The organism is Roseimaritima sediminicola, from assembly GCF_009618275.1.
GTDB classification, from domain to species: Bacteria; Planctomycetota; Planctomycetia; order Pirellulales; family Pirellulaceae; genus Roseimaritima; species Roseimaritima sediminicola.
Genome location: NZ_WIAD01000041.1, coordinates 1 through 25,218 on the forward strand (window position 1 = coordinate 1; position 25,218 = coordinate 25,218).

General features: G+C 63.0%; 19 protein-coding genes. 10 read left to right on the top strand and 9 right to left on the bottom strand.

From position 1 onward, the window contains the following. Positions 1–182: 182 nt before the first annotated feature. Entirely contained in the window at positions 183–635 is a 453-nt protein-coding gene (locus GE027_RS17005) for a response regulator (RefSeq protein WP_153558418.1), read from the bottom strand. Positions 636–700: 65 nt separating this feature from the next. After that, positions 701–1,963 carry a serine hydroxymethyltransferase gene (locus GE027_RS17010; RefSeq protein ID WP_153558419.1) on the bottom strand — a complete coding sequence of 421 codons (1,263 nt, stop codon included), beginning with the start codon at positions 1,961–1,963 and terminating at the stop codon, positions 701–703. A 425-nt stretch (positions 1,964–2,388) separates the two neighbouring features. Here GE027_RS17010 and GE027_RS17015 point away from each other — a divergent pair, with 425 nt between their 5' ends. The 3 genes from GE027_RS17015 to GE027_RS17025 all read left to right on the top strand — a co-directional run bounded on the left by GE027_RS17015 (position 2,389) and on the right by GE027_RS17025 (position 6,295). After that, entirely contained in the window at positions 2,389–3,501 is a 1,113-nt protein-coding gene (locus GE027_RS17015) for an HD domain-containing protein (protein WP_153558420.1), read from the top strand. A 93-nt stretch (positions 3,502–3,594) separates the two neighbouring features. Further along, on the top strand, positions 3,595–5,202 hold the full coding sequence (locus GE027_RS17020) for an amidophosphoribosyltransferase (RefSeq protein WP_153558421.1): 1,608 nt from the start codon (positions 3,595–3,597) through the stop codon (positions 5,200–5,202). A gap of 250 nt (positions 5,203–5,452) precedes the next feature. Continuing rightward, complete coding sequence (locus GE027_RS17025) at positions 5,453–6,295, top strand: serine/threonine-protein kinase (RefSeq protein ID WP_153558451.1); 843 nt, start codon at positions 5,453–5,455, stop codon at positions 6,293–6,295. A gap of 4 nt (positions 6,296–6,299) precedes the next feature. Here GE027_RS17025 and GE027_RS17030 read toward each other — a convergent pair whose 3' ends face one another. The 3 genes from GE027_RS17030 to GE027_RS17040 form a co-directional block, all read right to left on the bottom strand. Beyond that, positions 6,300–7,415, bottom strand: a complete 1,116-nt coding sequence (locus tag GE027_RS17030; protein WP_153558422.1) for a carboxylate-amine ligase — start codon at positions 7,413–7,415, stop codon at positions 6,300–6,302. Positions 7,416–7,443: 28 nt separating this feature from the next. Next, on the bottom strand, positions 7,444–8,679 hold the full coding sequence (locus tag GE027_RS17035) for an amidohydrolase (protein ID WP_153558423.1): 1,236 nt from the start codon (positions 8,677–8,679) through the stop codon (positions 7,444–7,446). Positions 8,680–8,948: 269 nt separating this feature from the next. Next, positions 8,949–9,878 (bottom strand): lysophospholipid acyltransferase family protein, encoded by a 930-nt coding sequence (locus tag GE027_RS17040; RefSeq protein WP_153558424.1) that lies wholly within the window; start codon positions 9,876–9,878, stop codon positions 8,949–8,951. 231 nt (positions 9,879–10,109) lie between these two features. Between GE027_RS17040 and GE027_RS17045 the strand changes: the two genes are divergently transcribed. Further along, complete coding sequence (locus GE027_RS17045; RefSeq protein ID WP_153558425.1) at positions 10,110–10,868, top strand: sugar phosphate nucleotidyltransferase; 759 nt, start codon at positions 10,110–10,112, stop codon at positions 10,866–10,868. Further along, complete coding sequence (locus tag GE027_RS17050; protein ID WP_153558426.1) at positions 10,861–11,814, top strand: ribose-phosphate diphosphokinase; 954 nt, start codon at positions 10,861–10,863, stop codon at positions 11,812–11,814. Before GE027_RS17045 ends, GE027_RS17050 begins: the two co-directional genes overlap by 8 nt. A gap of 173 nt (positions 11,815–11,987) precedes the next feature. Here GE027_RS17050 and GE027_RS17055 read toward each other — a convergent pair whose 3' ends face one another. Continuing rightward, a complete protein-coding gene (locus GE027_RS17055) occupies positions 11,988–13,907 on the bottom strand; it encodes a DUF885 domain-containing protein (protein ID WP_162006777.1) in 1,920 nt (639 codons plus the stop codon). 136 nt (positions 13,908–14,043) lie between these two features. On the opposite strand from GE027_RS17055, the gene GE027_RS17060 reads away from it, so the two are divergent. Beyond that, on the top strand, positions 14,044–16,101 hold the full coding sequence (locus tag GE027_RS17060) for a spermidine synthase (protein ID WP_153558428.1): 2,058 nt from the start codon (positions 14,044–14,046) through the stop codon (positions 16,099–16,101). Between the two features lie 196 nt (positions 16,102–16,297). Here GE027_RS17060 and GE027_RS23780 read toward each other — a convergent pair whose 3' ends face one another. From GE027_RS23780 to GE027_RS17075, 3 genes are all read right to left on the bottom strand, one after another. Further along, a complete protein-coding gene (locus GE027_RS23780; protein WP_390621607.1) occupies positions 16,298–16,531 on the bottom strand; it encodes a DUF559 domain-containing protein in 234 nt (77 codons plus the stop codon). 230 nt (positions 16,532–16,761) lie between these two features. Continuing rightward, positions 16,762–17,436, bottom strand: coding sequence for an alpha/beta fold hydrolase (locus tag GE027_RS17070; RefSeq protein WP_237607606.1), 675 nt, complete (start codon positions 17,434–17,436; stop codon positions 16,762–16,764). 108 nt (positions 17,437–17,544) lie between these two features. After that, a complete protein-coding gene (locus tag GE027_RS17075) occupies positions 17,545–18,990 on the bottom strand; it encodes a sulfatase-like hydrolase/transferase (protein ID WP_237607607.1) in 1,446 nt (481 codons plus the stop codon). Between the two features lie 159 nt (positions 18,991–19,149). Between GE027_RS17075 and GE027_RS17080 the strand changes: the two genes are divergently transcribed. From GE027_RS17080 to GE027_RS17095, 4 genes are all read left to right on the top strand, one after another. After that, on the top strand, positions 19,150–21,960 hold the full coding sequence (locus GE027_RS17080) for a serine/threonine-protein kinase (protein WP_202617448.1): 2,811 nt from the start codon (positions 19,150–19,152) through the stop codon (positions 21,958–21,960). Between the two features lie 90 nt (positions 21,961–22,050). Further along, positions 22,051–22,443, top strand: a complete 393-nt coding sequence (locus GE027_RS17085; protein WP_153558432.1) for a hypothetical protein — start codon at positions 22,051–22,053, stop codon at positions 22,441–22,443. 142 nt (positions 22,444–22,585) lie between these two features. Next, positions 22,586–23,224, top strand: a complete 639-nt coding sequence (locus tag GE027_RS17090) for a 3-keto-disaccharide hydrolase (RefSeq protein WP_153558433.1) — start codon at positions 22,586–22,588, stop codon at positions 23,222–23,224. Positions 23,225–23,828: 604 nt separating this feature from the next. After that, the gene (locus tag GE027_RS17095; RefSeq protein WP_153558434.1) at positions 23,829–25,124 is read left to right on the top strand and encodes a Gfo/Idh/MocA family protein; all 1,296 of its coding nucleotides are present in this window, start codon (positions 23,829–23,831) and stop codon (positions 25,122–25,124) included. Positions 25,125–25,218: the final 94 nt, after the last annotated feature.

Below are 25,218 nucleotides of genomic sequence, written 5' to 3' on the forward strand. Positions count from 1 at the left end.
CCACTGTTGAATCGCGAAGCGATGGCAGTGGATAGCCTCGGATGCCAATCCGAGGTGGGAGCTATCGACGGTCGTTGCTTCGCAACTGGCTCTCGGCTGGGACAGCCGAGCTACTATGGGACAGCCGAGCTACTATGGGACAGCCGAGCTACTTTTTCACACGCTGGAAGCCTATGCCGCGTTCACTCGCTGGCCGCGGGGTTGCCGTCTTCCATGCTGCGGATGTACATCCGCAACCGCTCGAGTTCGTCGACGGTACCTTTGAGCCGCAGTAGATTTTCGACCCGCTTGAGCAGCTCGACCTTGTTGACCGGCTTGCTGAGAAAATCGTCCGTGCCCGCATTCACCGCCCGCTCCACGTCCCCCAGCTCGTTCAGCGCCGTGACCATCAGGATCATCGTGCCTTTCAGCTCGGGATTCTCCTTGATCTGCTTGCAGACCTCGAACCCGCTGAACTTGGGCATCATGACGTCCAGCAAAATTAAATCCGGCTTCAGCTCGACCGCTTTGTCCAGCGTGTCCTGCCCATCGACGGCCGTGTCGACTTCACAATCGACGCTCGCCAGATAGGCTTCCAGCAGCTCGCGGTTGGCGGCGTTGTCATCGGCGATCAGGATACGGTTCGAACTGGACATGATTCGGTCAGGACAAGAAAGGAAAGAGCCGACGGAAAAGGGTGCATTGAGGCGACGCGCCGGCCTTAAACCGCAGCGTACTCGGCGGAGTTGGCGGCCGGAACGGGGAACGAGGCGCACAGCTCGCGGATCTCGCCGCGGATCGCTTCCAGACGCGTCTCGTCGTCGGGATGCTCGAGGGCCGCGATCATCCACTTGCCGACCTGCTGCATCTCCTGCGTCCCCATGCCGCGAGTGGTCAGGGCGGGCGTGCCGATGCGGATGCCCGAGGGATCCATCGGCTTACGCGTATCGAAGGGAATCATGTTCATGTTCACGGTGATGCCACAGCGATCGAGCGTCGCTTCGGCTTGCTTGCCGCCCAGCCCCATCGCCGTCACGTCGACCAGCATCAGGTGGTTGTCCGTACCGCCGCTGACCAACCGCAGGCCACTGGCCATCAGCACTTCGGCCAACACCTGGGCGTTCTGAACCACGTTCCGCCCATAGGTCTTGAAATCGTCCGAAGCGGCTTCGGCAAAACACACCGCCTTGCCGGCAACGACGTGCATCAACGGACCGCCCTGGATGCCGGGAAAGATGCTGCGGTTGACGTCCTTGGCGTACTTTTCGCGACTGAGGATCAAACCGCTGCGCGGTCCGCGAAGGGTTTTGTGCGTGGTCGTGGTGACGAAGTCGGCCACCGGGACCGGGTTGTTGTGGATGCCCGCGGCAACCAGACCGGCGTAGTGCGCCATGTCGACCATCAACAGGGCGCCACAGTCGTTGGCGATTTCGGCGAAGCGGTCGTGGGGGATCTCGCGAGGATATGCACTGGCCCCGGCCACGATCATCTTCGGCTTGTGCTCCTTGGCCAAGCGGGCGATCTGGTCGAAATCCAAACGATGATTTTCGGCGTCCACGCCGTAGCTGACGAAGTTGTACAGCCGGCCGCTGATGTTCAGCTTCATGCCGTGGGTCAGGTGACCGCCCTGGGCGAGGTCCAGTCCCAGGACCGTATCGCCGGGCTCCAGCGCCGTCAGGTACACACCCATATTGGCCTGGGACCCGGAGTGCGGCTGGACATTGGCGTGTTCGGCCCCGAACAACCGCTTGGCCCGATCGATCGCCAGCGTCTCGACCACGTCGACGTGCTCACAGCCGCCGTAGTAGCGACGTCCGGGATAGCCTTCGGCGTATTTATTGGTCAGCACGCTGCCGGCCGCTTCCATGACCGCAGGACTGGTGTAGTTCTCGCTGGCGATCATCTCCAGGCCCTCCTGTTGACGACGGGCTTCGGCGCGGATCGCTTCCCAGATGGCGGGATCTTGTTCGTGGAGCTGATTCATCAGGGGACTCTATGAGACGGAATGCGGAAGTGCCGGCGGGCGGCCGAGTGTCCATTGTCGACGTGAAGCCCAAAAGCGTCAATCCAGCCGCGAGCGAGGCCGAGCAGCACACGCCAACGACCGCCGCAGCCACAAACGGCTCAACCATCGGAACAATAGGCAAAGCGACTCCGGCTTGCCGATGCCAGTGGATCACGACTCGGAGAGTCGTGCCACTTTTCACAGGCTGGAAGCCTATGCCACTGTTCACAGGCTGGAAGCCTATGCCACTGTTCACAGGCTGGAAGCCTATGCCACTGTTTGTTGCTGGTCTTTCCGAGGCCGCGGACGTACAGTGGAGGGTGCGGCGGGGCAGTCACGCGCTCCCTCGCCAGTTCGCCCTTCCTCGCACGTATCCCCTCGCGGCGCAATTCGACCGCGACTTGATGACGCATTCCAAACTTCGACGCAAAATTGCCTGGGAAGCGGCTCGCCTGCTGTACGCCCGGGAAGAATCCGAGTACTTCCAAGCCAAACGCAAAGCCTCGCGCCGGATCGCCTCGGGCTGGATCCGGCCGGCCGACCTGCCGAGCAACGCCGAGATCCGCGACGAAGTCCGGGTGATGGCCCGCCTGATCGAGGGCCAACAGGGACACTCCGACCGGCTCGAGGAGATGCGGATCCGGGCCCTGTGGTGGATGGAACAGTTGCAGATGTTCCATCCGCGGCTGATCGGCAGCGTGCTGACCGGCCACGTCCGCGATGGTTCCGACGTCGACATCCACGTCTTCAGCGGCAATCCGTCGGCCGTCGCGAGCCGGGTCGAACAGACCGGCATGGCTTGCGAGCTGGAGCGTAAACGCGTGGTCAAAAACGGCGAGAACCGCGTTTTCTCTCACGTGCACATCCGCGACCGGTATCCCATCGAATTGACCGTGTATCCGCCCGCCCTGCTGGGACATCGCTTTCGCAGCTCGATCGATGGCAAAGCGATTCCGCGAGCGACGATCTCGGAACTGAAACGCCTGATCGCTCTGGAAGGCGGCCGCGACGAAGCGACCGTGGACCGTCAGGTCCAGCAGATGGACAGTCCGGTCGATCGTTGGCAGGTCTACGCGGCGCTGCTGATGCCGCTGGAACGCGTCCGCCAAAACCCCCAGTACCATCCCGAGGGGGATGCCCTGTATCACAGCCTGCAGGTCTTCCAGCTGGCCCGCGATGCGATGCCGTACGATGAAGAATTCCTGCTGGCGGCCCTGTTGCACGACGTGGGCAAAGCGATCGATCCGGCGGATCACGTGGCGGCGGGCCTGGAAGCGTTGGCGGGTTTCATCACCGCTCGCACCCACTGGTTGATCGAACACCATATGTGGGGGCACGGCCTGCGCGACGGTACGCTGGGGGCTCGCCGCCGCCGGCGGCTGGTCCAGCATCCCTGGTACGAAGATTTACTGGAACTTTCCAGCTGCGATGTCGATGGACGGCAGCGGGGCGTGATGGTCGACGAGGTGGACGACGCTTTAGAGTATATTCGCGGCCTGGAAACCATGTTCGACTAGGCCCGTTGGGATAGCAATCGCCGCTCGATCGGTTACGATCGAACACAACCGGCTGATGCCTTGCAAACCGCTTGATGAAGATGCGAACGACGTATGAGTGAGCTGTACCACGAATGCGGCGTGGCCGCGATCTACCACCTGCCCAACACGCCTGACAGTCCGCTGTGCACCAGGCAAGGACCGGGCGAGGTATCGCGATTGATGCCACGCCTGCTGTTGGACATCCAAAACCGCGGCCAACTGGCGGCCGGGATGACCAGCTATGACCCCCAGCGGCGTCAGATCCTCAAGACTCGCCGCGACGTGGGCAGCGTCACCGAAGTGTTTCGCCTGAATCACCGGGCCAAGTGCGAATCGCTGATGAAACAGCTGGTCGGCCGGGCGGCCATCGGCCACGTTCGCTACGCCACCTGCGGCCAGGACGACCGCAGCTACGCCCAGCCCTTCGAACGCCGGCACATCCACAAACGAAAGTGGTTCAGCGTCTGCTTCAATGGCCAACTGTCCAACTACAGCGTGCTGCGAAAGCGATTAACCGAAAACGGCGAGCACCATCTGCAACTGGACACCGACACCGAGATCATCCTGCACGAAGTCGGCCGGTTGCTGAGCGAATCCAACGACGAGCCGGACTGGATCGAATTGATCGGCCAGGCGACCAAGGATTTCGACGGTGCCTACAGCATGGCCCTGCTGACGGCCAAAGGCGAACTGTTGGTGGTCCGGGATCCGCTGGGCATCAAACCCATGTGCTATGCCAACGATGGCCGCCTGTTCGCCGCGGCCAGCGAGAGCGTGGCGCTGCTGAACCTGGGTTTCGAACCCGAACAAATCCACTCCCTGCCTCCCGGTCACGCCATCCTGGTCGACGGCAGCGGGATGCGGATCCGGCCCTTCGCCGCCAGCAGCGGATCGGCGCACTGCTTCTTCGAATGGATCTATTTTGCCAATGTCGCCAGCACGCTGGACGACCGCAGCGTGTACCTCAGCCGCACGCGTCTGGGCGAGGAACTGGCGGATCTGGAACGGGCCGACGAGCGGTTCGACTGGACGCCCGAAGACACGATCGTCGTCCCGGTTCCCGACACCAGCAAAGCGGCGGCCGACGCGATGGCCTACAGCCTGGGACTGCCCAGCCGCGAAGGGCTGATGCGCAACCGCTACGCCGGCCGCACGTTCATCGAAAACGGCGTGGCCCGTAAAGCCAAGGCGTCGCGCAAGTACACGCCGCTACGCGAAGTGCTCGAGGGCAAACGCGTGCTGTTGGTGGAAGATTCGATCGTCCGCAGCACCACGATGAACGCCCTGCTGGACCGGATCCGCGAAGTCGGCGGGGCGCGAGAGATCCACGTCCGCGTCGCCTGCCCGCCGATCATCGCCCCGTGCTTTTACGGCATCGACATGAGCACGGTCGACCAACTGATCGCACCCAAGTACTTCGCCCAAGGGCGGCTGACCGCCGAAGACCAACAGCGGATGGCCGACGACCTGGGTGCGGACTCCCTCCGCTACCTGCCCGTCGAATCGATCGCCCGCGCGATCGACCTGCCCGCGGGGCGGCTGTGCCAGGCCTGCGTGACGGGCGAATACCCGACGCGCTGCGGCCAGCAGCTGTACAAGATCGCCCTGGACAATCAGGAGCACCCTTCGGACGCCTCGCGGACCTACGAGCAATTGGCCGCCGCCCTGGCTTCGGGTTAGCCCTGGCCTCGGGTTAGCCCTGGCCTCGGGTTAGACCGGGCCTCGCCAGAGATCGGATCGAGACGGCGAGAGAGTCCAAAGTCTGGCGCGGTTCAGCTACGACCAGACTCCAAGATCACGACCAGACTCTAAGATCAAATGTCGACGAACCGCTAGGCGGAAAAAAACGCTGCAAATCGGACCGGATCGTGCCGATAACCGTTATTACACGCAGAACGATATGACTCGCTCACGGAACGATTCAGCGGATATGGCGGCGGCGTTAAAACTATTCAGCCGTAACAGCGGCTCGACGACGCAGAAAAATCTGCGAATCGGCAGTCGGTTGGACAAGTACCGCCTGCTCAAACGGCTGGGCTGTGGCGGTTTCGCCACCGTCTACGCCGCCATGGACGAACTGGAACATCGCCGCGTGGCGTTGAAGATCCCCAGCGAAACGTTCACCAACGACCAACAGAGCCTGGAGGACATCACTCGCGAAGTCCGCATCATGGCTCGCCTGGACCATCCCAACGTCCTGCGGCTCAAAGACGCTCGGGTGATCGACAACCGGCTGATCATGGTCTTCCCGCTGGGCGAACAGGCGCTGGCCGACCGGCTGTGCAAACGCCTGTCTCGGGCCACCGCCATCGATTACGCCACCCAGATGATCGAAGCGGTCGCCTACGCCCACGAAAACCACGTGCTGCACCGCGACATCAAGCCGGAGAACTTCATCCTCTTTCCGCACAACCTGCTGTGCCTGACGGACTTCGGCCTCGCACGGCTGGGCAAACCGGCCCAGAGCCAATCCGGTTCGGGGACGCTGGGCTATGTGGCTCCGGAACAGGCGATGGGCAAGGCCACCTACCGCAGCGACGTCTTCTCGCTGGGCCTGGTGCTGTACCGGATGTTCGCCGGCGTCCTGCCCGAATACCCCTACACGCCGCCACTGCCGGGCTACGTGAAACTTCGCCGCGGCCTGTCGACGCCCTTCGTGTCGATGATTCGCAAGTGCATCGACCCGCAGCCCAGCCGGCGGTTTCGCGATGGCGTGGCCCTGTACAACGCCTTCCAGCAGATCCGCAAACCGGCGGCGTTGAAAGTTACTTAAGTGGTCAGATTCGCGCCGCTTCGATCAACTGCCGCACGACCTCGGTCTTCTGACCGGTGCGTTCCAGGACCGCTCGCTGCTGTATCGCGCCGTTGCTGCTTTTGGAAATCGCCACGACGTGCTCAAGTTCCGCTTCGCAGCCCAGCTCCTGGGACACGTCGCGCAGCTGTCGACCGAGCTTCTCGGCGACTTCGGGCACCGACTGGGACCGGTAGTTGTAACTGTTGACCAACGGGGCGGCTAAGCCGAAGCGGCTGGCTCGCCATTTATTCTGCCGGATCATCATCGGGTGGCAGTCGAACTGGTACGTGCCCTCGTCGATCTCATCGCTCAGGTACCGCACCAGACACTGCACCAGGGCCGCCAGACCGCAGACGTCGTCCATGTTGCCGGGCATGTCGCACACCCGCACCTCGACCGTGCCGAAATTGTGATGCGGCCGAACATCCCACCAGATTTCGCGGATGGTGTTGATGAACCCGGTTTCGACCATGTGGTTGACCAGCCACACGTACTCGCTCCAGTTCCGCATCAACGTGGGCAGCCCGGCGGTGGGCAGTCCCTCCATGATCTTGGAACGCTGCGAAGCCAATCCCGTGTCGCGGCCTTGCCAGAATGGACTGCTGGCCGACAAAGCCAACAGCGTCGGCAGGTACTGCATGATCCGGTCGCAGATCATCACCGCCTTGTCGCCCGACTCCACGCCCACGTGCACGTGCAGCCCATGGGTGATCAAGCGGCGAGCCATCTCCTGCAGCAGTTCGACCAGCGACTGGTAGCGTTCGGTTTGGGTGACGCACTGGTCCTGCCAGCGACTGAACGGATGCGTGCCGCCCCACCAGAGGCCCAGATCCAGTTCATCACAGGCGGCCTGGACCGTCCGCAGCTTCTTTTCCAGATCGCCCCGAGCGTCGGCCACGGTGTCGCTGACGTCGCTGTTCAATTCGATACAGCACTGCATCAGTTCGGGCTTGTAAAATTCGCCCTTCTCGTCGGGCAAGTGCTCCAGCAACCGCTTGCAGGCGCTGCTCAGGGCCATCGTCTGGCGGTCGACCAACCCCAACTCGATTTCGATTCCCAGCGTCGGTCGCGGGCTGCCGTTGAACTGTAGCTTGGTCATCGCAGGTGGCTCGATCAGAGTTGAAAATTCACTCGGGCGCAAAATGCAAAATCGCCGCGGTCGCTAGGACTTTAGCCCCGTCGGCAATAGCGCGTTCATCGACGTCGAACAAGGGCGTATGCAAGGGAACCCGCCCCACCTGGTCGCCGGCGACTCCCAGTCGAAACATCGCGCCGGGAACGTGTTCGAGGTAGAAAGAAAAGTCCTCGCTGCCCATGCTGGGCAATTCGATCGGCTCGACCGCTTCGGCACCCAGGGCATGACAGGTGGCGGTGCGCAGCAGATCGACCAGAGCGCCGTCGTTGGTGATCATCGGCGCGGACATCTTCAGCTGCAGCTCGATCTGGCACTGCGTCTCACGGCCCACGCCCTCGCACACATCCTCCAGCGTCTCCAGGACCAGCGAGCGACTGTCGGTGGTAAGCGTCCGCAGGGTGCCTTCCAGTTCGGCCGCTTCGGGAATCACGTTCGGGCTGTGACCGGCACAGATCTTGCCGATACTGATGGCCACCGTCTCGGCCGGATCGACCACCCGGTCCACGCGCCGATACGCCGACTGCACCCAACGCGTGATCGCATCGATGGGATCGTTGGTCAGATGCGGCCGTGCCCCGTGCCCGCCGCGGCCGCGACAGACCACATGGAACATGTCGCAGTTGGCCGTCAGGGCTCCTTTGCGCAGCCCGATTCCGCCAACCGAACGCGTCGGATCGACGTGCAGCGAGAGGATCGCCGCCACGTCCCGCAGGGCGTGGTGATGGATCATGTAGCGAGCACCGGTAGCCAGCTCTTCGGCCGGCTGCAGGACCGCTCGCACGGCCACCGGCCAGGGCAGCTGGCCGCGGTGCTGCAGCGAGCGCAGGATCGAAAACGCGCCGTAGATCACCGCGGCGTGGACGTCGTGCCCGCAGGCATGCATGACCCCTTCTTTGCAACTGCGATACTCCACCGCTTTACCGTCCTGGATCGGCAACGCATCGATATCGCCGCGCAGCGCCAGCCGCGGCATGCTGGCATCGGGATCGCTGATCAGGTCGCAGGTCAGCCCGCGGCGGTTGCCGACGAAATTGACCGGCAGGCCCAGGCCACCGAAACGTTTGCCCAGCTCTTCGGTCGTCTGGTACTCCTCGTCGGACAGCTCCGGATGCCGATGCAGATGCCGCCGCAGCCGCACCCACTCGGGCGCCAGCTCCGCGGCGATGTCGCCGATCAACGGGCTCCACACCCGTGGGTCGCAGTCGGTAGGCTCCGAGGATTCCGTCATCAAATCTCAAATCTCCTGACTCTAACGGAATCTATGTATGAAAAGAAATGGTTTACTCCCCTCTCCCCCGCAGCCTGGCGAGCCTAAGCGAGTCAGGCTGCGGGGGAGAGGGGTTGGGGGTGAGGGGGCCAGCAGAGCGGCCTTGTGCCCACACGACCCGCACCGCCCAAAGTCTGGCGACTTCAGCTACGCGCCCATCAACCAACAACCAACAACCATCAACCAACAACCATCAACCAACAACCAACAACCAACAACCAACAACCAACTCAGGCGGCTCGGACAGCGGCGGGTTTCTTCCGCACCCGCTGGGGCTTGGGCCGCCAGCGGCGGTGCAGCCACCAGTACTGCTCGGGGGCCCTCATCACCACTTCGCCCAGGCGGTCATTGTACCACGCGGTTAACGGGCGCACGCCGCCGGTGGTTTCGGTTCCGTCGGCCGGATCGACCACACCGTGGAGGCCTTGGTCGAAGCGCATGGGACCGTCGCAGCGGCGCGTGTAGGCGACCATCATCGGGGCCTGGGAGGTCAGCGAGAACAGGGCCAGGCCTTTGTGACAGGAGGCCGGATGACCGAGAAAATCCACCCAGCAGCCGCGTTCGCCGCCGTGCTGGTCGGCCAGCAAGGTCAGCACGCCGCCAGCGGACAGGTGCCGATCGACCTCCGGCGCACAGCCGTTCTTGTCGACCATCCGCTGGCCATTGGCGGCGCGAAAGCCGGTGATGTAACGATGCAGGTAAGGGTTGTCCAGGTTGCGGGCGATGCTGAGGCTGGAGATTCCCATCAAGCCGGTGATGTACCCCCCGATTTCGAAATTGCCGTAGTGGCCCGAGACGACGACCAACGGGCGGGGGCTGAGCAGCCACCGCAGCATCTCGGCGGCTTCGTCGATCCGCAGGTGTTGCTTCCAGTTGCAACGATGCAGCCGCCGCGGGGCCCAGGCGATTTCGCACAGCATCAGCAACAGGTGGTGCCACATCTGCCGCCGAATCTCCGCTCGGCGGCTGTCGCCGTGATCGGGAAAGACCCGTCGCAGATTGTCGTCGACGGTCCGGCCGCGGACGTTCAGCAGATCGCTCAGCAGCCAGGCCCCCCCGCGGCAGAACCCGTCCGCCGTGGCTTCGGGCAGGGTTTGCATCACGGCGATCACCAGCCGTACGGCCAGGTATTCCAATAAATGCTGCAAACGTTGCCGCATTGCCGGTCATCCTTGATCGGAGCGAGTTCGAATTAAAGTGGGGAAGTCCCAGGGGTGCTTGAAGGTTTATTCTTGCGGGAAAACCGGTTTTGCCGCTAGATCGAATGCGTCCGGTTGCCGGAGCCCCGGTACGGATGCCAAACTGTGGCCACGCCGCACGGCGCTGAAGACCTTTTAGATACTCGATAAACGTTCGATCCACTTCCTCGCATTAGATGCAGGCTGACGAAAATGGCTGGTGAAGTCGCGGTGGTTCTGGCCGCCGGAAAAGGCACTCGGATGAAAAGCGACCTGCCGAAGGTGCTTTTTCCGGTCTGTGGACGCCCCATGATCCACTTCGTTCTGGACGCCCTGAACAAAGCCGGTATCGGCGAACAGATCGTCGTCGTGGGCCACCGCGCCGACGACGTCCGCGAGGAACTCAAGGGCCGGCCGGGCAACGTGCGTTTTGCCCTCCAGGCGGAGCAGCTGGGCACGGGCCACGCCGTCCAGGTGTGTCGCGAGCAACTGGCCGGACACGAGGGCCCGGTTCTGGTGCTGGCCGGCGATTCGCCGCTGCTGCAGCCCGACAGCCTCCGCAAGCTGCTGGAGCATTTTCACCGCACCCGCCCCGGTCTGTTGCTGGGGACGCTGAAGAAAGACGACCCGCAGGGACTGGGACGCATCGTCCGCGACGATGCCGGCAACTTCCTGAAAATCGTCGAAGAAAAGGACGCTACCGACCAACAGCGGCAGATCAACGAAGTCAACATGAGCACCTATCTGTTCGACGGACCGGCCCTGCTGAAGGCCCTGGACCGCTTGGACAACGACAACGCCCAGGGCGAATACTACTTGACCGACACGGTCGCCCTGCTGCGGGATGCTGGCCACGCGGTCGAAGCCCTGCCGGTGCTCCAGTCCTGCGAATCGCTCAGCATCAACGATCGCGACGAATTGGCCCTGGTCGATGCCACGATGCGCCAGATGGGGTACGCCGACGATGCGTGAGTTAAAAATCTTCAGCGGACGCAGCAACCCGGAACTGGCTCGCGAGATCTGCGACCACCTGCACTTGGCTCCGGCCGCCATCACGCTGGGCAAATTCCCCGACGGCGAGAACTTCTGCAAACTCGACGAAGACGTTCGCGGTCGCGACGTGTTCTTGGTCCAGCCCACCTGCCCGCCGGTCAACGACAGTTTGATGGAACTGTTGATCATGATCGACTGCTGCAAACGCGCCAGTGCCGCTCGCATCACCGCGGTCGTCCCCTACTTTGGCTACGCCCGCCAAGACCGCAAGGACGAGGGCCGCGTACCGATCACGGCCAAGATGGTGGCCAACCTGATCACCCGCGCCGGGGCGGACCGCGTGCTGACGATGGACCTGCACGCCGCTCAGATCCAAGGCTTCTTCGATGTCCCGGTCGACCACCTCTACGCCGCTCCGGTGCTGAACGATCACTTCCTCCAGCGCGGTTTCGACCGCGACGAAATCGTGGTCTGCAGCCCCGACGAAGGCAGCATCAAACGCGCCGTGGGCCACGCCAAACGACTCGGCGGGTCGCTGGCCATCCTCCACAAACGCCGCAGCAGCGCCCTGGAAGTCCAACAGAACACGATCATCGGCGGACCGGTCGAAGGCAAGATCGCGCTGATGTTCGACGACATGATCAGCACCGCCGGCAGCATCTGCGGTGCGGCGCGGCTGATCCGCGAGCACGGGGCTCGCGAAATCCATATCGCCGCCACCCACGGGATCTTCTGCGGCCCGGCAATCGAACGCATCCAAGCCGCGCCGATCGATTCGATCATCGTCACCAACACCCTGCCGCTGCCGCCCGAGAAACAGCTGCCGAACGTCGTCCAGTTGTCCGTCGCTCCGCTGCTGGCCACGGCCATCAAACGCATCCACCACGACCAAAGCATCAGCGAACTGTTTCAGAGCAAGATCTGAGACGCGGCGGGATGACGAAAGTAAAGTTCAGTATAGAGGTCATGGAGCAGAATGCTGAACCACTAATCTTCACTAATTGAACACTAATGAGACTCGCCTAGGCAGATTAGTGTTGGATCAGTGCTGATTAGTGGTCCCAAAACAATCGCTCGCTCGACTTGAAGCCAGCTCCGTCACTCCTCCCGCTGCTGCTGGAGCCAGGCTTCGATGCGTTGCTCCAGCAACGGTAGGGGAATGCTGCCGACGGCCAGGACTTGGTCGTGGAAGCTGCGGAGCTCGAAGCGGTCGCCCAGCTCGCGTTCGGCCCGCTCGCGCAGCTCGCGGATTTTTAATTCGCCCATCTTGTAGCCCAGCGCCTGGCCGGGCCAAGCGATGTAGCGGTCGACTTCGGCGATGATGTTGTGGCGGCTGAGCGCCGTGTTCTCGGTCATGAACTCGATCGCCTGCTGCCGCGTCCAGCCCAAGTGGTGGATCCCGGTGTCGACGACCAACCGGCACGCTCGCCATGCCTCCATGCTCAGCCGCCCGAACTCCTGATACGGGTCGGTATAAAATCCCATCTCCTTGCCCAACCACTCGCTGTACAGCGCCCAACCCTCAATGAAGGCCGTGAAATTGCTGTACCGGCGGATCGGATGCAGGTCATCCATTTCGGTCTGCAGAGCCAGCTGAAGGTGATGCCCGGGCACCGCTTCGTGCAGCGACAGGGCTTCTAATTGATACAGCGGTCGAGCCGACAAGTTGTAGGTGTTGACGTAATAGAATCCGGCTCGCTTGCCGTCGGCGCTGGGCGGCCAGTAGTACGCGCTGGTGGTCTGCGGCGCAACGTACTCGGGCACTTCGCGGATTCCGTAAGGCGTCCGCGGCAACTTGCCGAACATCTCCGGCAGCTTGCCATCGGCGGTTTTTAATATGTAGGCAACGTGCCGGAGCAGCTGCTGGCGGCTGGTCGCGTAGAACTGAGGGTCGGTCCGCAGGAATTCTAAAAACGCATCCAGGTCGCCTTCGAAATCCACAGCGCGACGCACCTCCTGCATCTCGCCGCGGATCCGCTGGACTTCGGCCAGTCCGATGCGGTGCACCTCTTCGGCCGTGATGTCCTCCAGTGTCGTGAACCAACGAACGCGGTTGGCATAGTACGCCTGGCCGTCGGGCAGGGCACGGGCGGCGATCGAACCGCGACAGGCCGGCACGTAGGTCTTGGTCATGAAATCCAAGAACCGCTCGTAGGCGGGAACCACGCTTTCGCGGATCGCTTCGGCCGCCGACGCTTTTAATGGTTCCCAGTCGCCCGCCGCGATTCCGCTGGGCCGAGCCTCGTTGTAGGGCGCGTACAGCAGGCTCTCGGTGGGGTCGTCGACCACATGCGGAGCGATTTGGTCCTGGACTTCGCGAAGCACCACCGCCGGCAGGGTTCGTCCGCGGGCGATGCCCTCGCGCATCAGCTGGATCTGTTGCTCGGCGTAGCGTTCGAAGTCGGCCAGGCGAGCGTTGTAGTTTTGAAAATCCTGCTTGCTCTTGGGCTGCATCGTTCGCGGCAGTTCCGGGAACGTGATGTGAAAGCCCTCGCGATTGGTGATCGGAATTAAATGCGCGTCGAACCGAACGTCGTCCAGTTGCCCCTGCAGCCGTCGCCGCAGCACCTCGTGGTCGACGCGGCCGCTATCGCTTAAGTGAGACGGATCGATCGCTTCGAGTCGCTTTAGGAAAGCCGCTCGCTGAACCATTCGCTGCTGGATCGCGCCGAGCGAATCGTCGGGCAGCCGGTCTTGGCCGCGAGGATCGCCGGCATCGGTCGCCAACAAGGGATCGGCCACCAGCTCCGCATCCCAGACCTCGTCGAGCAACTGTTGCAGTTGCTGCGAAGCGTCAGCGTACTGCTGGGCTTGCGCAGGCCGAGGCAGGACCGATAGGACGAAAGCCAGCACGATAGCGACAGACCCCGGCAGCGAGCCTCTGGCAACGGCGACAGGCGATAACCAGCGGCGGCAGTGCAAACGCACATGCAAAAGCAAACGCAAACGCAATAGCAAAACGATCTCCTTGCGAACAAGCGAGCGATAACAGCGAATGTAAGGATCGTAGGCAGCCATTGTAATGACAAAAAGGCGAGGGAAGAGAACGCGGAGGGCGACTTCGCAAGCTAGTTTTGTACAGCCCCCCACACCGTCCTCGCTTCCCCCGGCCGTCATGTTCGCTTCGCCACGTCGCCTGCAAGCTCTTCCCTTCGTGGCAGCCACGCTCCTGGGCGCCTTCCTGGTGTTTCAGGTCCAACCGGTGATCAGCAAGACCGTGCTGCCCTGGTTCGGTGGCTCGCCGGCGGTGTGGACCACCTGCATGCTGTTCTTCCAACTGCTGCTCTTCGGCGGTTACCTGTATGCACACCTGTTGGTTCAACACGTTCCGCGGCGTCTGCAGGGCATCGTGCATGCGGGGCTCTTGATCGCCGCCGTGCTGTCCCTGCCGATTCAGCCCGCCGAGTCGTGGAAACCGCGTGGCGAGGTGATGCCGGTTCCCTATCTGCTGATGTTGCTGACCGTGCACGTCGGCTTGCCGTACTTTGTGCTAGCCAGCACCGGTCCTTTGGTCCAAGCCTGGCTGGCCCGGCGGCAGCGCGATCCCGGTGTGTATCGGCTGTACGCCTACAGCAATATTGGTTCGCTGACGGCTCTGGTCAGCTATCCGATCCTGGTCGAACCGCTGTTGCCGGTGGGTGGTCAATCGCTGCTGTGGTCTTTGCTGTTCTGCGGATTCGCCTTGGTGCAAGGATTGTTGGCGTTGTGGTTTGCCGGTGCCGCCGCGGGCGTTGACTCTGCCGGCACGCAGCACAAACCGCAAACAACCGCACCGGCGGTACGGCCGTCGCGTTACCGCCGCGTCTGTTGGCTGCTGCTGCCGGCCCTGGCGTCGGTGGGACTGTTGGCCGTTACCAACCATCTTTGTCAGGACGTGGCCGTGATCCCGTTCCTGTGGGTCCTGCCGCTCAGCCTGTACCTGCTCAGTTTCATCATCTGTTTTGATCGGCCGCGCTGGTATCGTCCGCGGCCTTGGGCGGCGCTGCTGCTCGCCTGCGTGGCGGGTCTGATCGTGCTGGCCGCAACGCCGCTGAGCCACTGGATTGTGTTGGATGCGGCCCTGCACGTGACGGCCCTGATGGCCCTGTGCATGCTGTGTCACGGCGAGGTCTCGCGGTTGAAACCGTCGCCGAGTCGGCTGACGCAGTACTACTTGATGCTGAGTGCCGGCGGGGCGCTGGGCGGCTTGAGCGTGGGACTGCTGTGCCCGCTAGTGCTGACCAGCTATGCCGAACGTTCGATCTGCCTGGCCCTGGCCGCCGCCGTGGCCACGGCGATCTGCATCGGTTACCGCCCCCGACGGACGCGTCTGGCCGACTACGACCTGCGACGCGTCCGCGCGATGCGTGGCGGACTGCTGGCCATGGTTTTGATCGTGCTGTACGCCGCCAGCGACGCCGGTCCTGCCGGCGTGGCCGCGTCCAGCCGAAACTTCTTCGGCGTTCTGCGAGTGGTTCAAATGGACGACTGCGTGGCCATGATGCACGGCCGCACCATGCACGGCTTGCAGGTTTCCGCTGCACCGAGCCAGCCGACGACGTACTACGGGCGCGAGAGTGGGATCGGCCGCGTCCTGATGGCCTGTGGGCGCTCATCCCACGACAACGGCGAAGGTCTACGCGTCGCCGGCGTCGGCTTGGGTTGCGGGACGCTGGCCAGTTACGGCCGGCCGGGCGATCGGTTTGACTTCATCGAAATCAATCCCGACGTCATCCGGATGTCGAAGGATCATTTCAGCTTCCTCGCCGATTCGCAGGCCGAAATTAATTTACTGCTGGGCGATGGCCGGCTGCTGCTGGAGGAGCAGGCCGAGGCCAGCTACGACGTGATCGCGTTGGACGCCTTCAGCAGCGACTCCGTGCCGGCTCACCTGCTCACGCGCGAAGCCTTCGCGCTGTACCGTTCGCGGCTCGGCGACCGGGGCGTCTTGGTCGTGCACGTCACCAACCGCCACCTGAACTTGCCGCCGGTCGTCCACCGTTTGGCCGCCGATGCCGGCTGGTCCAGCGCGTTGGTGTCCTCACAGGGCGACATGGATCAACACACTCTGGCCGCCCAGTGGATGGTCATCGCCAAAGCAGATCACCCGCTGTGGAGCTCCCCCGAACTCGAACCGTGGCCCACCGCCCCCGCCCCGCAGCGCCGGCAAGGCCCGCTGTGGACCGACGACTACCACGACCTGCTCAGCATCGTCCGCCTCCGCTCCCGCTAGAAAAACCAGTGGCATAGGCTTCCAGCCTGTGAAAAGTGGCATAGGCTTCCAGCCTGTGAACAGTGGCATAGGCTTCCAGCCTGTGAAAAAAAGAGTCCTGTCCCGCGTCTCCCCGCGTTTGCTCCCCTCTCCCCCAAAGCGCGGCGAGCTTTAGCGAGTCAAGCTTTGGGGGAGAGGGGCTGGGGGTGAGGGGGCGTCAGTCGGAGCCGAGTCGCTGCTGAACCGCCGCGACGATTCTCGCCCGCACCGAGTCGATATCCTGGGTGATCTCAAAACCGTGAAAACGCAAAGTTTCGTAACCGAGTTCTCGAAAGTAGCGATCGCGCTGCGCATCACGTGCCCGGCCCTGGACCGTTAAGTGATCGCTGCCATCGACATCGATACTCCTCCCCGGGCTCCGCGTACGATGACATGGAATCGGCATGCACATCTTAGCGGGACGATCCAACTGTTGCACCGGAGGCCCCTCACCCCCAACCCCTCTCCCCGGATCTTGGCTCGCTTAGGCTCGCCGCGCCCCGGGGAGAGGGGAGTAAACGAGAAATAGATTGAAAGGTGAACAGTGGCATAGGCTTCCAGCCTGTGAACAGTGGCATAGGCTTCCAGCCTGTGAAAAAAAGAGTCCTGCCCCGCGTCTCCCCGCGCTTGCTCCCCGCGAACTCAAGCCGTCTCTCGGATCGCCGACCGAATAAACTCGTTGACGGCCGAGGGGTGCGTCAGCGTGATCAGGTGGCCTCCGCCACGCACGACCGTGTCGGGCTGAGTATACCGCATCGGCAGCACCCAATCGCGGTCGCCATGGATGTGGCGCACCGGGCAGTCGACGGCCGGGGCGGATTGCCAGTCCAGCACTCGGGCCAGCGACCAGCGGAGCACGGCCGGCTCGGAACTTCGGAACTGTCGCATCAAGCCCGAGGTGCGAGGAGCGAAGCGTTTTGCCAGCTCCGAAGCGATCGGGACGCAGCACGCCTGCAGGACGCGCACCGGGATCAGCGGAATCAGCGGCTTCAACGGCCGAGCCCCTCGCGCCAACCGCGACAGCTCGGCAGGCGCCCGCACACTGCCGATCAAGATGACAGCCCGAGGTTTCAAACGTTCCGCAACGTGCAGCGCAATAATTCCTCCAAAGGAAGCGCCGCCGATGACGCCTTCTGCGTGAGCCTGCAGGTCCTCGGCGAGTCGGTCGCAGTACGAGTCCAGCGTGTCGCTCGGCTGGGGAATCGGCCACTGCGGAACCACCAATTGCGGGAATGCCCTTTTCTGCGGAACAAACATATTGGCATCCGCAGCCAACCCAGAAAACAGAATCAGCGGTGGGGATGGTTGCTTCGACACAGACAACTCCTGAACCGCGGACTTGCCAGCGGACTTGAAGTTCATCAAAGCCCGGCGAATTCAGCGGCGCGGCCTACTTACCAACAACCAACAACCAACAACCAACAACTACTTCTGCCAGGGGACGTGACCGGCGTTTTGGATGTGAAGCCGCAGCCGGGCCGAGAGCTCGCGGTACACCTTGGGATGCTTGGTCCGCAGGTCCTCTTGCTCGAGCGGATCCTGCTGCAAGTGGAACAGCTGCATCGGCTCGTAGGGCGTGTTGTGGACCAGCTTGTACGGACCGCGACGCAGGGCTTGAATCGTTAACCCGCCGAACTGGACGCCGCCTTCGCGACGAACGAAATAGATCTCCCGCTCGGGCCAAGCCGCCTGCGGATCCTCGACCAGCGGCAACAGCGAACGGCCATCCAAATCTTCGGGCGGCGTGGCCGTGGTCGCCTGACAGATCGTGGGCAGCAGATCCACCGTCGATGCCAAGCGGCCGGAGCGCGAACCGGCCTCGGTGTGACCGGGCCAGCGAATGCAGAACGGCACGCGCAGCCCGCCTTCGTACATCATGCCCTTGCCCCCGCGCAGCGGCCCGTTGTTCGCGCCGACATTCAACTGCCCGCCGTTGTCGCTGGTAAAGATGACCAGCGTCTCCTTGCTCTGCTCCGTCTCTTCCAGCGCCGCCAACACCCGGCCGATGCCGGCATCCATGTGCTCGATCAGCGCCACCAGGGCCGCTCGCCGAGCATCGATTCCGGGCTGCCGATCGAGCACCTTCTGCTTCCAATCCTCGGGCGGTTGGATCGGCGTGTGCGGGGCGTTGTAGGCCAGGTACAGCATCCAGGGTCGCGTCGAGTCCTGTTGCTCGCGAACGAAGTCGACGGCCCACTGCGAAAACAGATCCGTCGCGTGCCCCTCGGGGTCGATCTGCTCGCGATCCGAACGCATGTAGTTGTTGCCGTGGCGCCGGTGGTCGTAGTAGTCGTCCATCATGTCGCCGAGAAAGCCGTCGAAGGACGCAAAGCCGCGGCTGAGCGGATGGTTTTCCGGTTCCAGCCCCAAGTGCCATTTGCCTACCGCCTTGGTCTTGTAACCAGCGTCGGCCAGGACCGAGGCCAGCGTCGGACGGCGCTGCTGGAGGTAGCCCCAGTTGTTGTCGGCGTGGGTGCGAATCACGCCGGGTACCCCCACGCGGTCCGGGTAACAACCGCTGAGCACCGCCGCGCGGGTCGGCGAACACACACAGCAATTGGCATAAAAGCGGTCCAGCGTCAGCCCCTCGGCAAACAATTGGTCCAGGTGCGGCGTCCGCATGTCCTGCGCCCCCTGACAGGCCAGATCGCCAAAGCCCAGGTCATCGGCGATGATCACCAGGACGTTGGGCCGATCCTTTGCCCCTTCGGCGGCGTCCGCCGCGGAGTCGTGCGGAGATCCGGCGGCCGGCGGCGCTTGTGATGCCTTTGATGCCTTTGATGCCTTTGAAGCTTGTGATGCTTGTGATGCTTGCGGAGCCGACGGGCCCGCTTCGGTGTCCGCCAGCGCCAACGGCGCCAGCAAAGTCAAGAAGAGGCCAAACAGCCCGCAAAACCGGAAGAACATAGGATGACCCTCAAGGCTTATTCGATCCAGAAACATTGACCCTTTTGCAGGGCTCGGTTAGGTTGCACTGGAGGCATGCGGAACAATTGTACTATGCCGCTCTTCCGACAGGCTGCCCGATCGATGGATTCTCATCCTGACCAACCATCCTCTGCCTCCCGCGCCGACGATGCGCCCCGGCCCGAGGACGAGTCGCCGCGGCCCGAGGATGCATCGCCGCGGCTTGAAGACGAATCGTCGCGGCTTGAGGACGGGTCGCCGCGTGAGGGCGAGTCGTCGCGCGGGGGCGAAACGAGGCTTCAGGAGGGACCGCCGCGAGAGGCCGGGTCCCAGTCGGCCGAGGCGATCGGACAAGCTTCCACCAGCCCGCACACGGGCGAGCTGGCCGCCGCCGACGGGCAGGGCGGCGACAGCGCCTACCCGGATGACGAACTGGCCGCCGCCGAAACGGTGATTCGCAAAGCCGGGGCGGTGACGCCAACGACATCGCTGGGCAGCAGCCCGGCGGAAATCGCCAGCGTCCTGCTGGGTCATCACCTGAACCATTTCCAGCTGAACCAGTTGATCGGCGGCGGAGGCATGGGCGCGGTCTTCAGCGCTCACGATACGCGGCTCGACCGCACGGTGGCGATCAAGGTGATCCCGCGCGTCGGTGACGACCCGGATCTGCTGCGGCGTTTTCGCAACGAAGCCCAGAGCGCGGCCAAACTGGACCACCCTCACATTGCTCGCGTGTACGATGTGGGCCGCCACGACGACTGGCACTACATCGTCTTTGAATTCATCGAAGGCACGAACATCCGCGACTTGGTCGCTCGTGATGGCGTGCTGTCGATCGACGACGCGGTCTATTACGCGCGCCAGGTGGCCGAAGCGCTCGATCACGCGCATCAACGCGGCATCGTGCATCGCGACATCAAACCCTCCAACGTGCTGCTGCGTCCCGACGGGTTGGTCAAAGTGGTGGATATGGGCCTGGCGCGGACGATGCAGCTGGAGGTCTCCGGCGACATGACGGCCAGCGGCGTTACGCTGGGCACGTTCGATTACATCTCGCCCGAACAGGCGCACGATCCCCGCGACGCCGACGTCCGCAGCGACATCTATTCGCTGGGTTGCACCTTGTATTACATGCTGACCGGGCGGCCGCCTTATCCCGGCGGCACGGTCCTGCAGAAACTGCTCAGCCACGGCAACTCGCCGCCGCCGGACCCGCGGGAGTTGCGGCTGGAGGTCAGCGACGACCTGACGGCGATCCTGCACAAGATGTTGGCCAAGCGGCCGAGTGACCGTTATCGCCGCCCGGTCGATCTGTTGGCGGACCTGACCGAATTGGCTCGCCGCGAAAACCTCCAGCGATCGATGGGGCTGGGCACGCTGTCGGTGCCCACCAGCAGCAGTTGGCTGACGCGGCTGGAGCAGCACCTGCCGTGGCTGGCCGCCGCAGCGCTGCTGTTGCTCAGCGTCGGTTGGCTGCAGTTGCTCTCTTCGGTCAGCCTCGACACGTCGATGCCGCGTCCCGCTGGCCAGACGGCGGAACTGGTCAGTGTTCGCAGCCCCGCCGCGGTGGTCTCGCCAAGCGCCGAAGCGGCCGAACCGGCCGCAGTGCGCGAAACCGATCGGGAAAGCGACGACTTGGCGGCTCCTGACGAAGCGATGCAGGGGCCGCGAATCACCGAGATCCCGGTCCCGGCCGAGCTGCAGGGTGCCGACGGTTTGCGCCCGGCCATGATGCCCACTCCGGCGACCACGCTGTCGGCCACCAAGATCCGCGTGGGCGGCGTTCCCGATGCGGCTTCGGACGAGATTTTTGCGGCGGACCTGTCGACGGCTCTGGAGTTGGCTGCCGAACACGAGTTGAAACGCATCGAGATCGCCACCGACTTTCTCGCCTCGCCGCCGCTGGTGATCGACCAGAACGACCTGGTCATCGCCGGCCCCGAGGGCGGCTGCCAAATCCGCTTCGAGAACTCGCCGCTGCTGGCCATGGAACACGCCGTGATGGTGGACATCGGCCAACACCGCGTCCGCTTCGAAAACCTGCAGTTCCACTGGCAGGTTCCCGCCACGGCGGTCCACGGCGGGGCCCTGTTTCGCGTCTCTGCCAACCGCGGCGTGCATCTGGAACAGTGCGTGTTGACGATCGAGAACACGGCTCTGCGAGACCCGATCAACGCGTTTCACATCAGCCTGCCGCTGCCACTCGATGCCGGCGATTCCGATGCCGCAACGTCCAGTGGCCCCCCGCTGGTCGCCATCGACATGCAGGACGTGATCGCTCGCGGCCAGATGACCCTGATCCGCATGGACGCCGCAGGCCAGCTGCAACTGCGGTGGGAGAACGGACTGTTGGCCGTTTCCCAGCGGTTGCTGGAAACCGGCGGCGCCTTGTCCAAACCGCCCGCCGGCCGAACGCAATTAAAATTATTGCTCCGCGACGTCACCGCGTCCTTGCCGCTGGGCTTGGCCGCGGAGAACCTGGGCCCCAGCGGTGCGGTTCCCGTCGTGATCAATCGCGACTGCACCAATTGCGCCTTCACCACCACGATGGGTTCGGCCCATATCGAAATCAACGGCGTGAACGACCTGAACGACGGCCCTCTGATCCTGTTGGCCGGCTCGGGCAACCACTACGACAGCGGCACCGGCACGAGCGACCGGATGGTTTCGATCCGTGATATGCAGGACGACAGCGTGCTGTACCGCTTGAGCGACCTGGCGGGCAACAACCCACCGGCATGGATGAAGGAGCAAGCCCCCCAATCGGTGATCAACTGGACCCAATCCTCGCCCGCCGACCAAGCCCCGGTGCACCTGCTGCGCCCAAGTGACTTCCAACAGGACGGTACGGTGGTGCCGGGCTTTGACGACGCGGAACTGCCGAAATTACTGGTTGAAATCACTCCGGAGCTGGAGCCGCAAGCGGAAATTTGACAAGCGGACCTTCGGCAGATTTAATCTCGGTGTAGAATAAACCTCTCCCGCCCCTTACCCCACCTGACTCTCACTCTTCGAGGACTGTACATGAAACGATTGGCTTTGATGGCGATGACCCTGATGCTGCTGGGGACCCCGGCGTTTGCAATCAGCGAATTCAGCAAGCAGTGGAAAGCTCACTACCTGGGCGACGACGTCTCGGACGAATTCAAGCGAGCCGGACGCCGCGCAGGCTGCTATGTCTGCCACGTCAAGGGTAAGAAGAAAGAGGAAGCTCGCAACGAGTACGGCATGGCGATGAGCGAGTTCCTGGACCACGAGGACTTCCCCAAAGAGCGGATCAAGGCCGAACCGGAAAAGGTCAAGGCGGAAATCCTGGAAGCCTTCAAAAAGACGGCTGAGAAGAAGAGCAAGGACGGCAAGAAGTTCGGTGAAAAGATCAAAGAGGGCGAACTGCCCGCCACCGACGCCGGACTGTAAGCCGCCGCGGCGGACACCGCTCATGCATCGATCGAAACGCCGTCTGACCGCCGAGTCAGTCGGCGTTTTTTCTGGCCCCTGCCCGGGCGGCCCGCAATGCCAAATCTCAAATCTCAAATCTCAAATCTCAAAGAGTCTCACCATGCTTGCTCGCTGCTTGACGTTCCTGTTGCTGCTGTATCCTGCGGCCGCGCTGCTGGCTCAGTCGCCCTCGGCCGACGACGCCGGATTCACTTCTCTGTTCAACGGTGAAAGCCTCGAGGGCTGGAAGGCCAGCGAGAACCGCGACAGCTGGCACGTCGAAGACGGATTGCTGGTCTGCGACGGCCCCCGCAGCCATCTGTTCTACGTCGGCGAACTGGCGCCGTTTGAAAACTTTCACTTCAAAGCTGATGTGAAAACCACGCCCGGCAGCAACGCCGGAATCTACTTCCACACCCGCTATCAGGAGACCGGCTGGCCCAAGTACGGCTACGAATGCCAGGTGAACCTCACGCACCGCGACCCCAAGAAAACCAGCAGCCTGTACGGCGTGGAAAACGTCTCTGATCCGCCGGCCAAGGACAACCAGTGGTACACCCAGGAGATCATCGTTCGCGGCAAACGCATCATCCTGAAAGTCAACGGCCAGACGATGGTGGATTACACCGAACCGGAAGGCCAAGCGGCGGCCAGCGACCAGTTCGAACGCCGTCTGGGCAAAGGCACGTTTGCCCTGCAGGCCCACGACCCAGAAAGCAAGGTGTATTTCAAAAACCTGCAGGTCAAGAAGCTGCCGTAGCGGCGGCGGCGGGGGAGATTGCAATTTGCAAAGGGAACATTGCAGATTTGCTGACTCTAACGGAACCTAGGTATGGCATGCGAAGCTCGGTCGCAGCAGCCACGCCAGTGGCGACATGTGGTAGCCCCGGGCGCGAGCCCGGGGTGCCGGCGCCCCACACCCGTGCCAGTCCCGGAGGGACGACACGAATTCCGCTGCCAACCTTCCTGTCGCCCTTCCAGGGCTTTCGTTCATGTTGTTTACGTTTCCCCGGGCTCGCGCCCGGGGCTACCACATGCCATCGCTCCGCGATTCGGGGGAGAGGGGAGAAAAAATCTCAAATCTCAAATCTCAAATCTCAAATCTCAAATCGAGCACGAGCACGAGCACGAGCACGAGTACGAGTACAACCCAAACTCGCCACCAACTAACAACTAACAACTAACAACTAACAACTAACAACTAACAACTAACAACTAACAACTAACAACTAACAACTAACAACTAACAACTAACAACTAACAACTAACAACTAACAACCAACAACCAACAACCAACAACCAACAACCAACAACCAACAACCAACAACCAACAACCAACAACCAACAACCAACAACCAACAACCATGTCCCTTCTCAATCGTCGCCGCGCCCTGCAACTGGGCACCGCTGGCACCGCCGCCTTTTTCCACAGTGCGACCGCTCCGGCGAGCCGAGCGGAAAACAGTCCGAATGAAAAGCTGAACATCGCCTGCATCGGGATCGGTGGGCGCGGTGCGGCCAACGTCAACGGCGTCCGCAGCGAGAACTTGGTTGCGATGGTGGACGTCGACGAGCAGCGTGGCGGGGCGATGTTCGAAAAGCATTCCGGCGCTCGGCGGTTCAAGGACTATCGCCGGATGTTCGATGCGATGGGCCAGGATCTCGATGCGGTGGTCATCAGCACGCCCGACCACACGCACTTCCATCCCGCCTATGCCGCGATGCAGCTGGGCCTGCACGTGTATCTGGAAAAACCGCTGGCGCACAACGTCTGGGAAACCCGCACGCTGACCGATCTCGCTCGCCGCCAGGGCCTGGCGACGCAGCTCGGAGCCCAGCGCCACGCGATGGCGAACATGCGCCGGGTGGTCGAGCTGGTTCAGTCCGGGGCGATCGGCAAAGTACACGAAGTGCATAGCTGGATCGGCGGCAGTCGCGGGATGCCCGATGTTCCCGAGGAAACGCCGCCGGTGCCGGCGACGCTGGACTACGAGCTCTGGTTGGGTCCGGCGCCCCGGCGGCCCTATCACCCTTCGTTCTGTCCCTACGGCTGGCGGTTCTGGTGGGATTATGGAACCGGCGAGACGGGCAATTTCGGCTGCCACATCCTGGACATTCCCTTCTGGGCTCTGGGGCTGAAGTACCCGGACCGGGTCGAGGCGAGCGGTCCGCAAGTCGATGCCCAACGGACGCCCAAGAGCATGCACTGCACGTACCGTTTCCCGCAGCCTGCCGGGGCGGCCGCGGCCGATGCGGTGCGTCTGCACTGGTACCACGGCACGCCGGAAATCCTTGCCCAGCAGGGGCTGTCGGCCAAAGGCAACAACACGCTGTTTTTAGGCGAAGACGGCAAGCTGCTGTGCGGCTTCAACCAACTGCAGCTGCTGCCCGAAGAGAAGTACGCCCAGTACCAGCCGCCCGAACCGTTCCTCGAGGACTCACCCGGTTTCTACCGCGAATGGCTGCAAGCCTGCCGTGGCGGCCAGCCGGCCTCCTGCCACTTCGATTACTCCGGCCCGCTGACCGAAACCGTGCTGCTGGGCAACGTCGCCTACCGCGCCGGCGGTTTCGACTGGGACCCGCAATCCCTCCGCACCGGCGACAACAGCGCCGCCCAGTCGCTGATCCGCGAAGCCTACCACGAAGGCTGGGAAGTCTAGCGCGGCAAGCGTTGTGGCATAGGCTTCCAGCCTGTGAAGCCAGCCAGGCAACTAGCCAGACAGACCACAGGCTGGAAGCCTATGCCACTAGGGG

Bases quoted from the DNA above. Each gene is read 5' to 3' on its own strand.
- GE027_RS17005 (WP_153558418.1), bottom strand. From the start codon at position 635: ATGTCCAGTTCGAACCGTATCCTGATCGCCGATGACAACGCCGCCAAC.
- GE027_RS17010 (WP_153558419.1), bottom strand. From the start codon at position 1,963: ATGAATCAGCTCCACGAACAAGATCCCGCCATCTGGGAAGCGATCCGC.
- GE027_RS17015 (WP_153558420.1), top strand. From the start codon at position 2,389: ATGACGCATTCCAAACTTCGACGCAAAATTGCCTGGGAAGCGGCTCGC.
- GE027_RS17020 (WP_153558421.1), top strand. From the start codon at position 3,595: ATGAGTGAGCTGTACCACGAATGCGGCGTGGCCGCGATCTACCACCTG.
- GE027_RS17025 (WP_153558451.1), top strand. From the start codon at position 5,453: ATGGCGGCGGCGTTAAAACTATTCAGCCGTAACAGCGGCTCGACGACG.
- GE027_RS17030 (WP_153558422.1), bottom strand. From the start codon at position 7,415: ATGACCAAGCTACAGTTCAACGGCAGCCCGCGACCGACGCTGGGAATC.
- GE027_RS17035 (WP_153558423.1), bottom strand. From the start codon at position 8,679: ATGACGGAATCCTCGGAGCCTACCGACTGCGACCCACGGGTGTGGAGC.
- GE027_RS17040 (WP_153558424.1), bottom strand. From the start codon at position 9,878: ATGCGGCAACGTTTGCAGCATTTATTGGAATACCTGGCCGTACGGCTG.
- GE027_RS17045 (WP_153558425.1), top strand. From the start codon at position 10,110: ATGGCTGGTGAAGTCGCGGTGGTTCTGGCCGCCGGAAAAGGCACTCGG.
- GE027_RS17050 (WP_153558426.1), top strand. From the start codon at position 10,861: ATGCGTGAGTTAAAAATCTTCAGCGGACGCAGCAACCCGGAACTGGCT.
- GE027_RS17055 (WP_162006777.1), bottom strand. From the start codon at position 13,907: ATGGCTGCCTACGATCCTTACATTCGCTGTTATCGCTCGCTTGTTCGC.
- GE027_RS23780 (WP_390621607.1), bottom strand. From the start codon at position 16,531: ATGTGCATGCCGATTCCATGTCATCGTACGCGGAGCCCGGGGAGGAGT.
- GE027_RS17080 (WP_202617448.1), top strand. From the start codon at position 19,150: ATGGATTCTCATCCTGACCAACCATCCTCTGCCTCCCGCGCCGACGAT.
- GE027_RS17085 (WP_153558432.1), top strand. From the start codon at position 22,051: ATGAAACGATTGGCTTTGATGGCGATGACCCTGATGCTGCTGGGGACC.
- GE027_RS17090 (WP_153558433.1), top strand. From the start codon at position 22,586: ATGCTTGCTCGCTGCTTGACGTTCCTGTTGCTGCTGTATCCTGCGGCC.
- GE027_RS17095 (WP_153558434.1), top strand. From the start codon at position 23,829: ATGTCCCTTCTCAATCGTCGCCGCGCCCTGCAACTGGGCACCGCTGGC.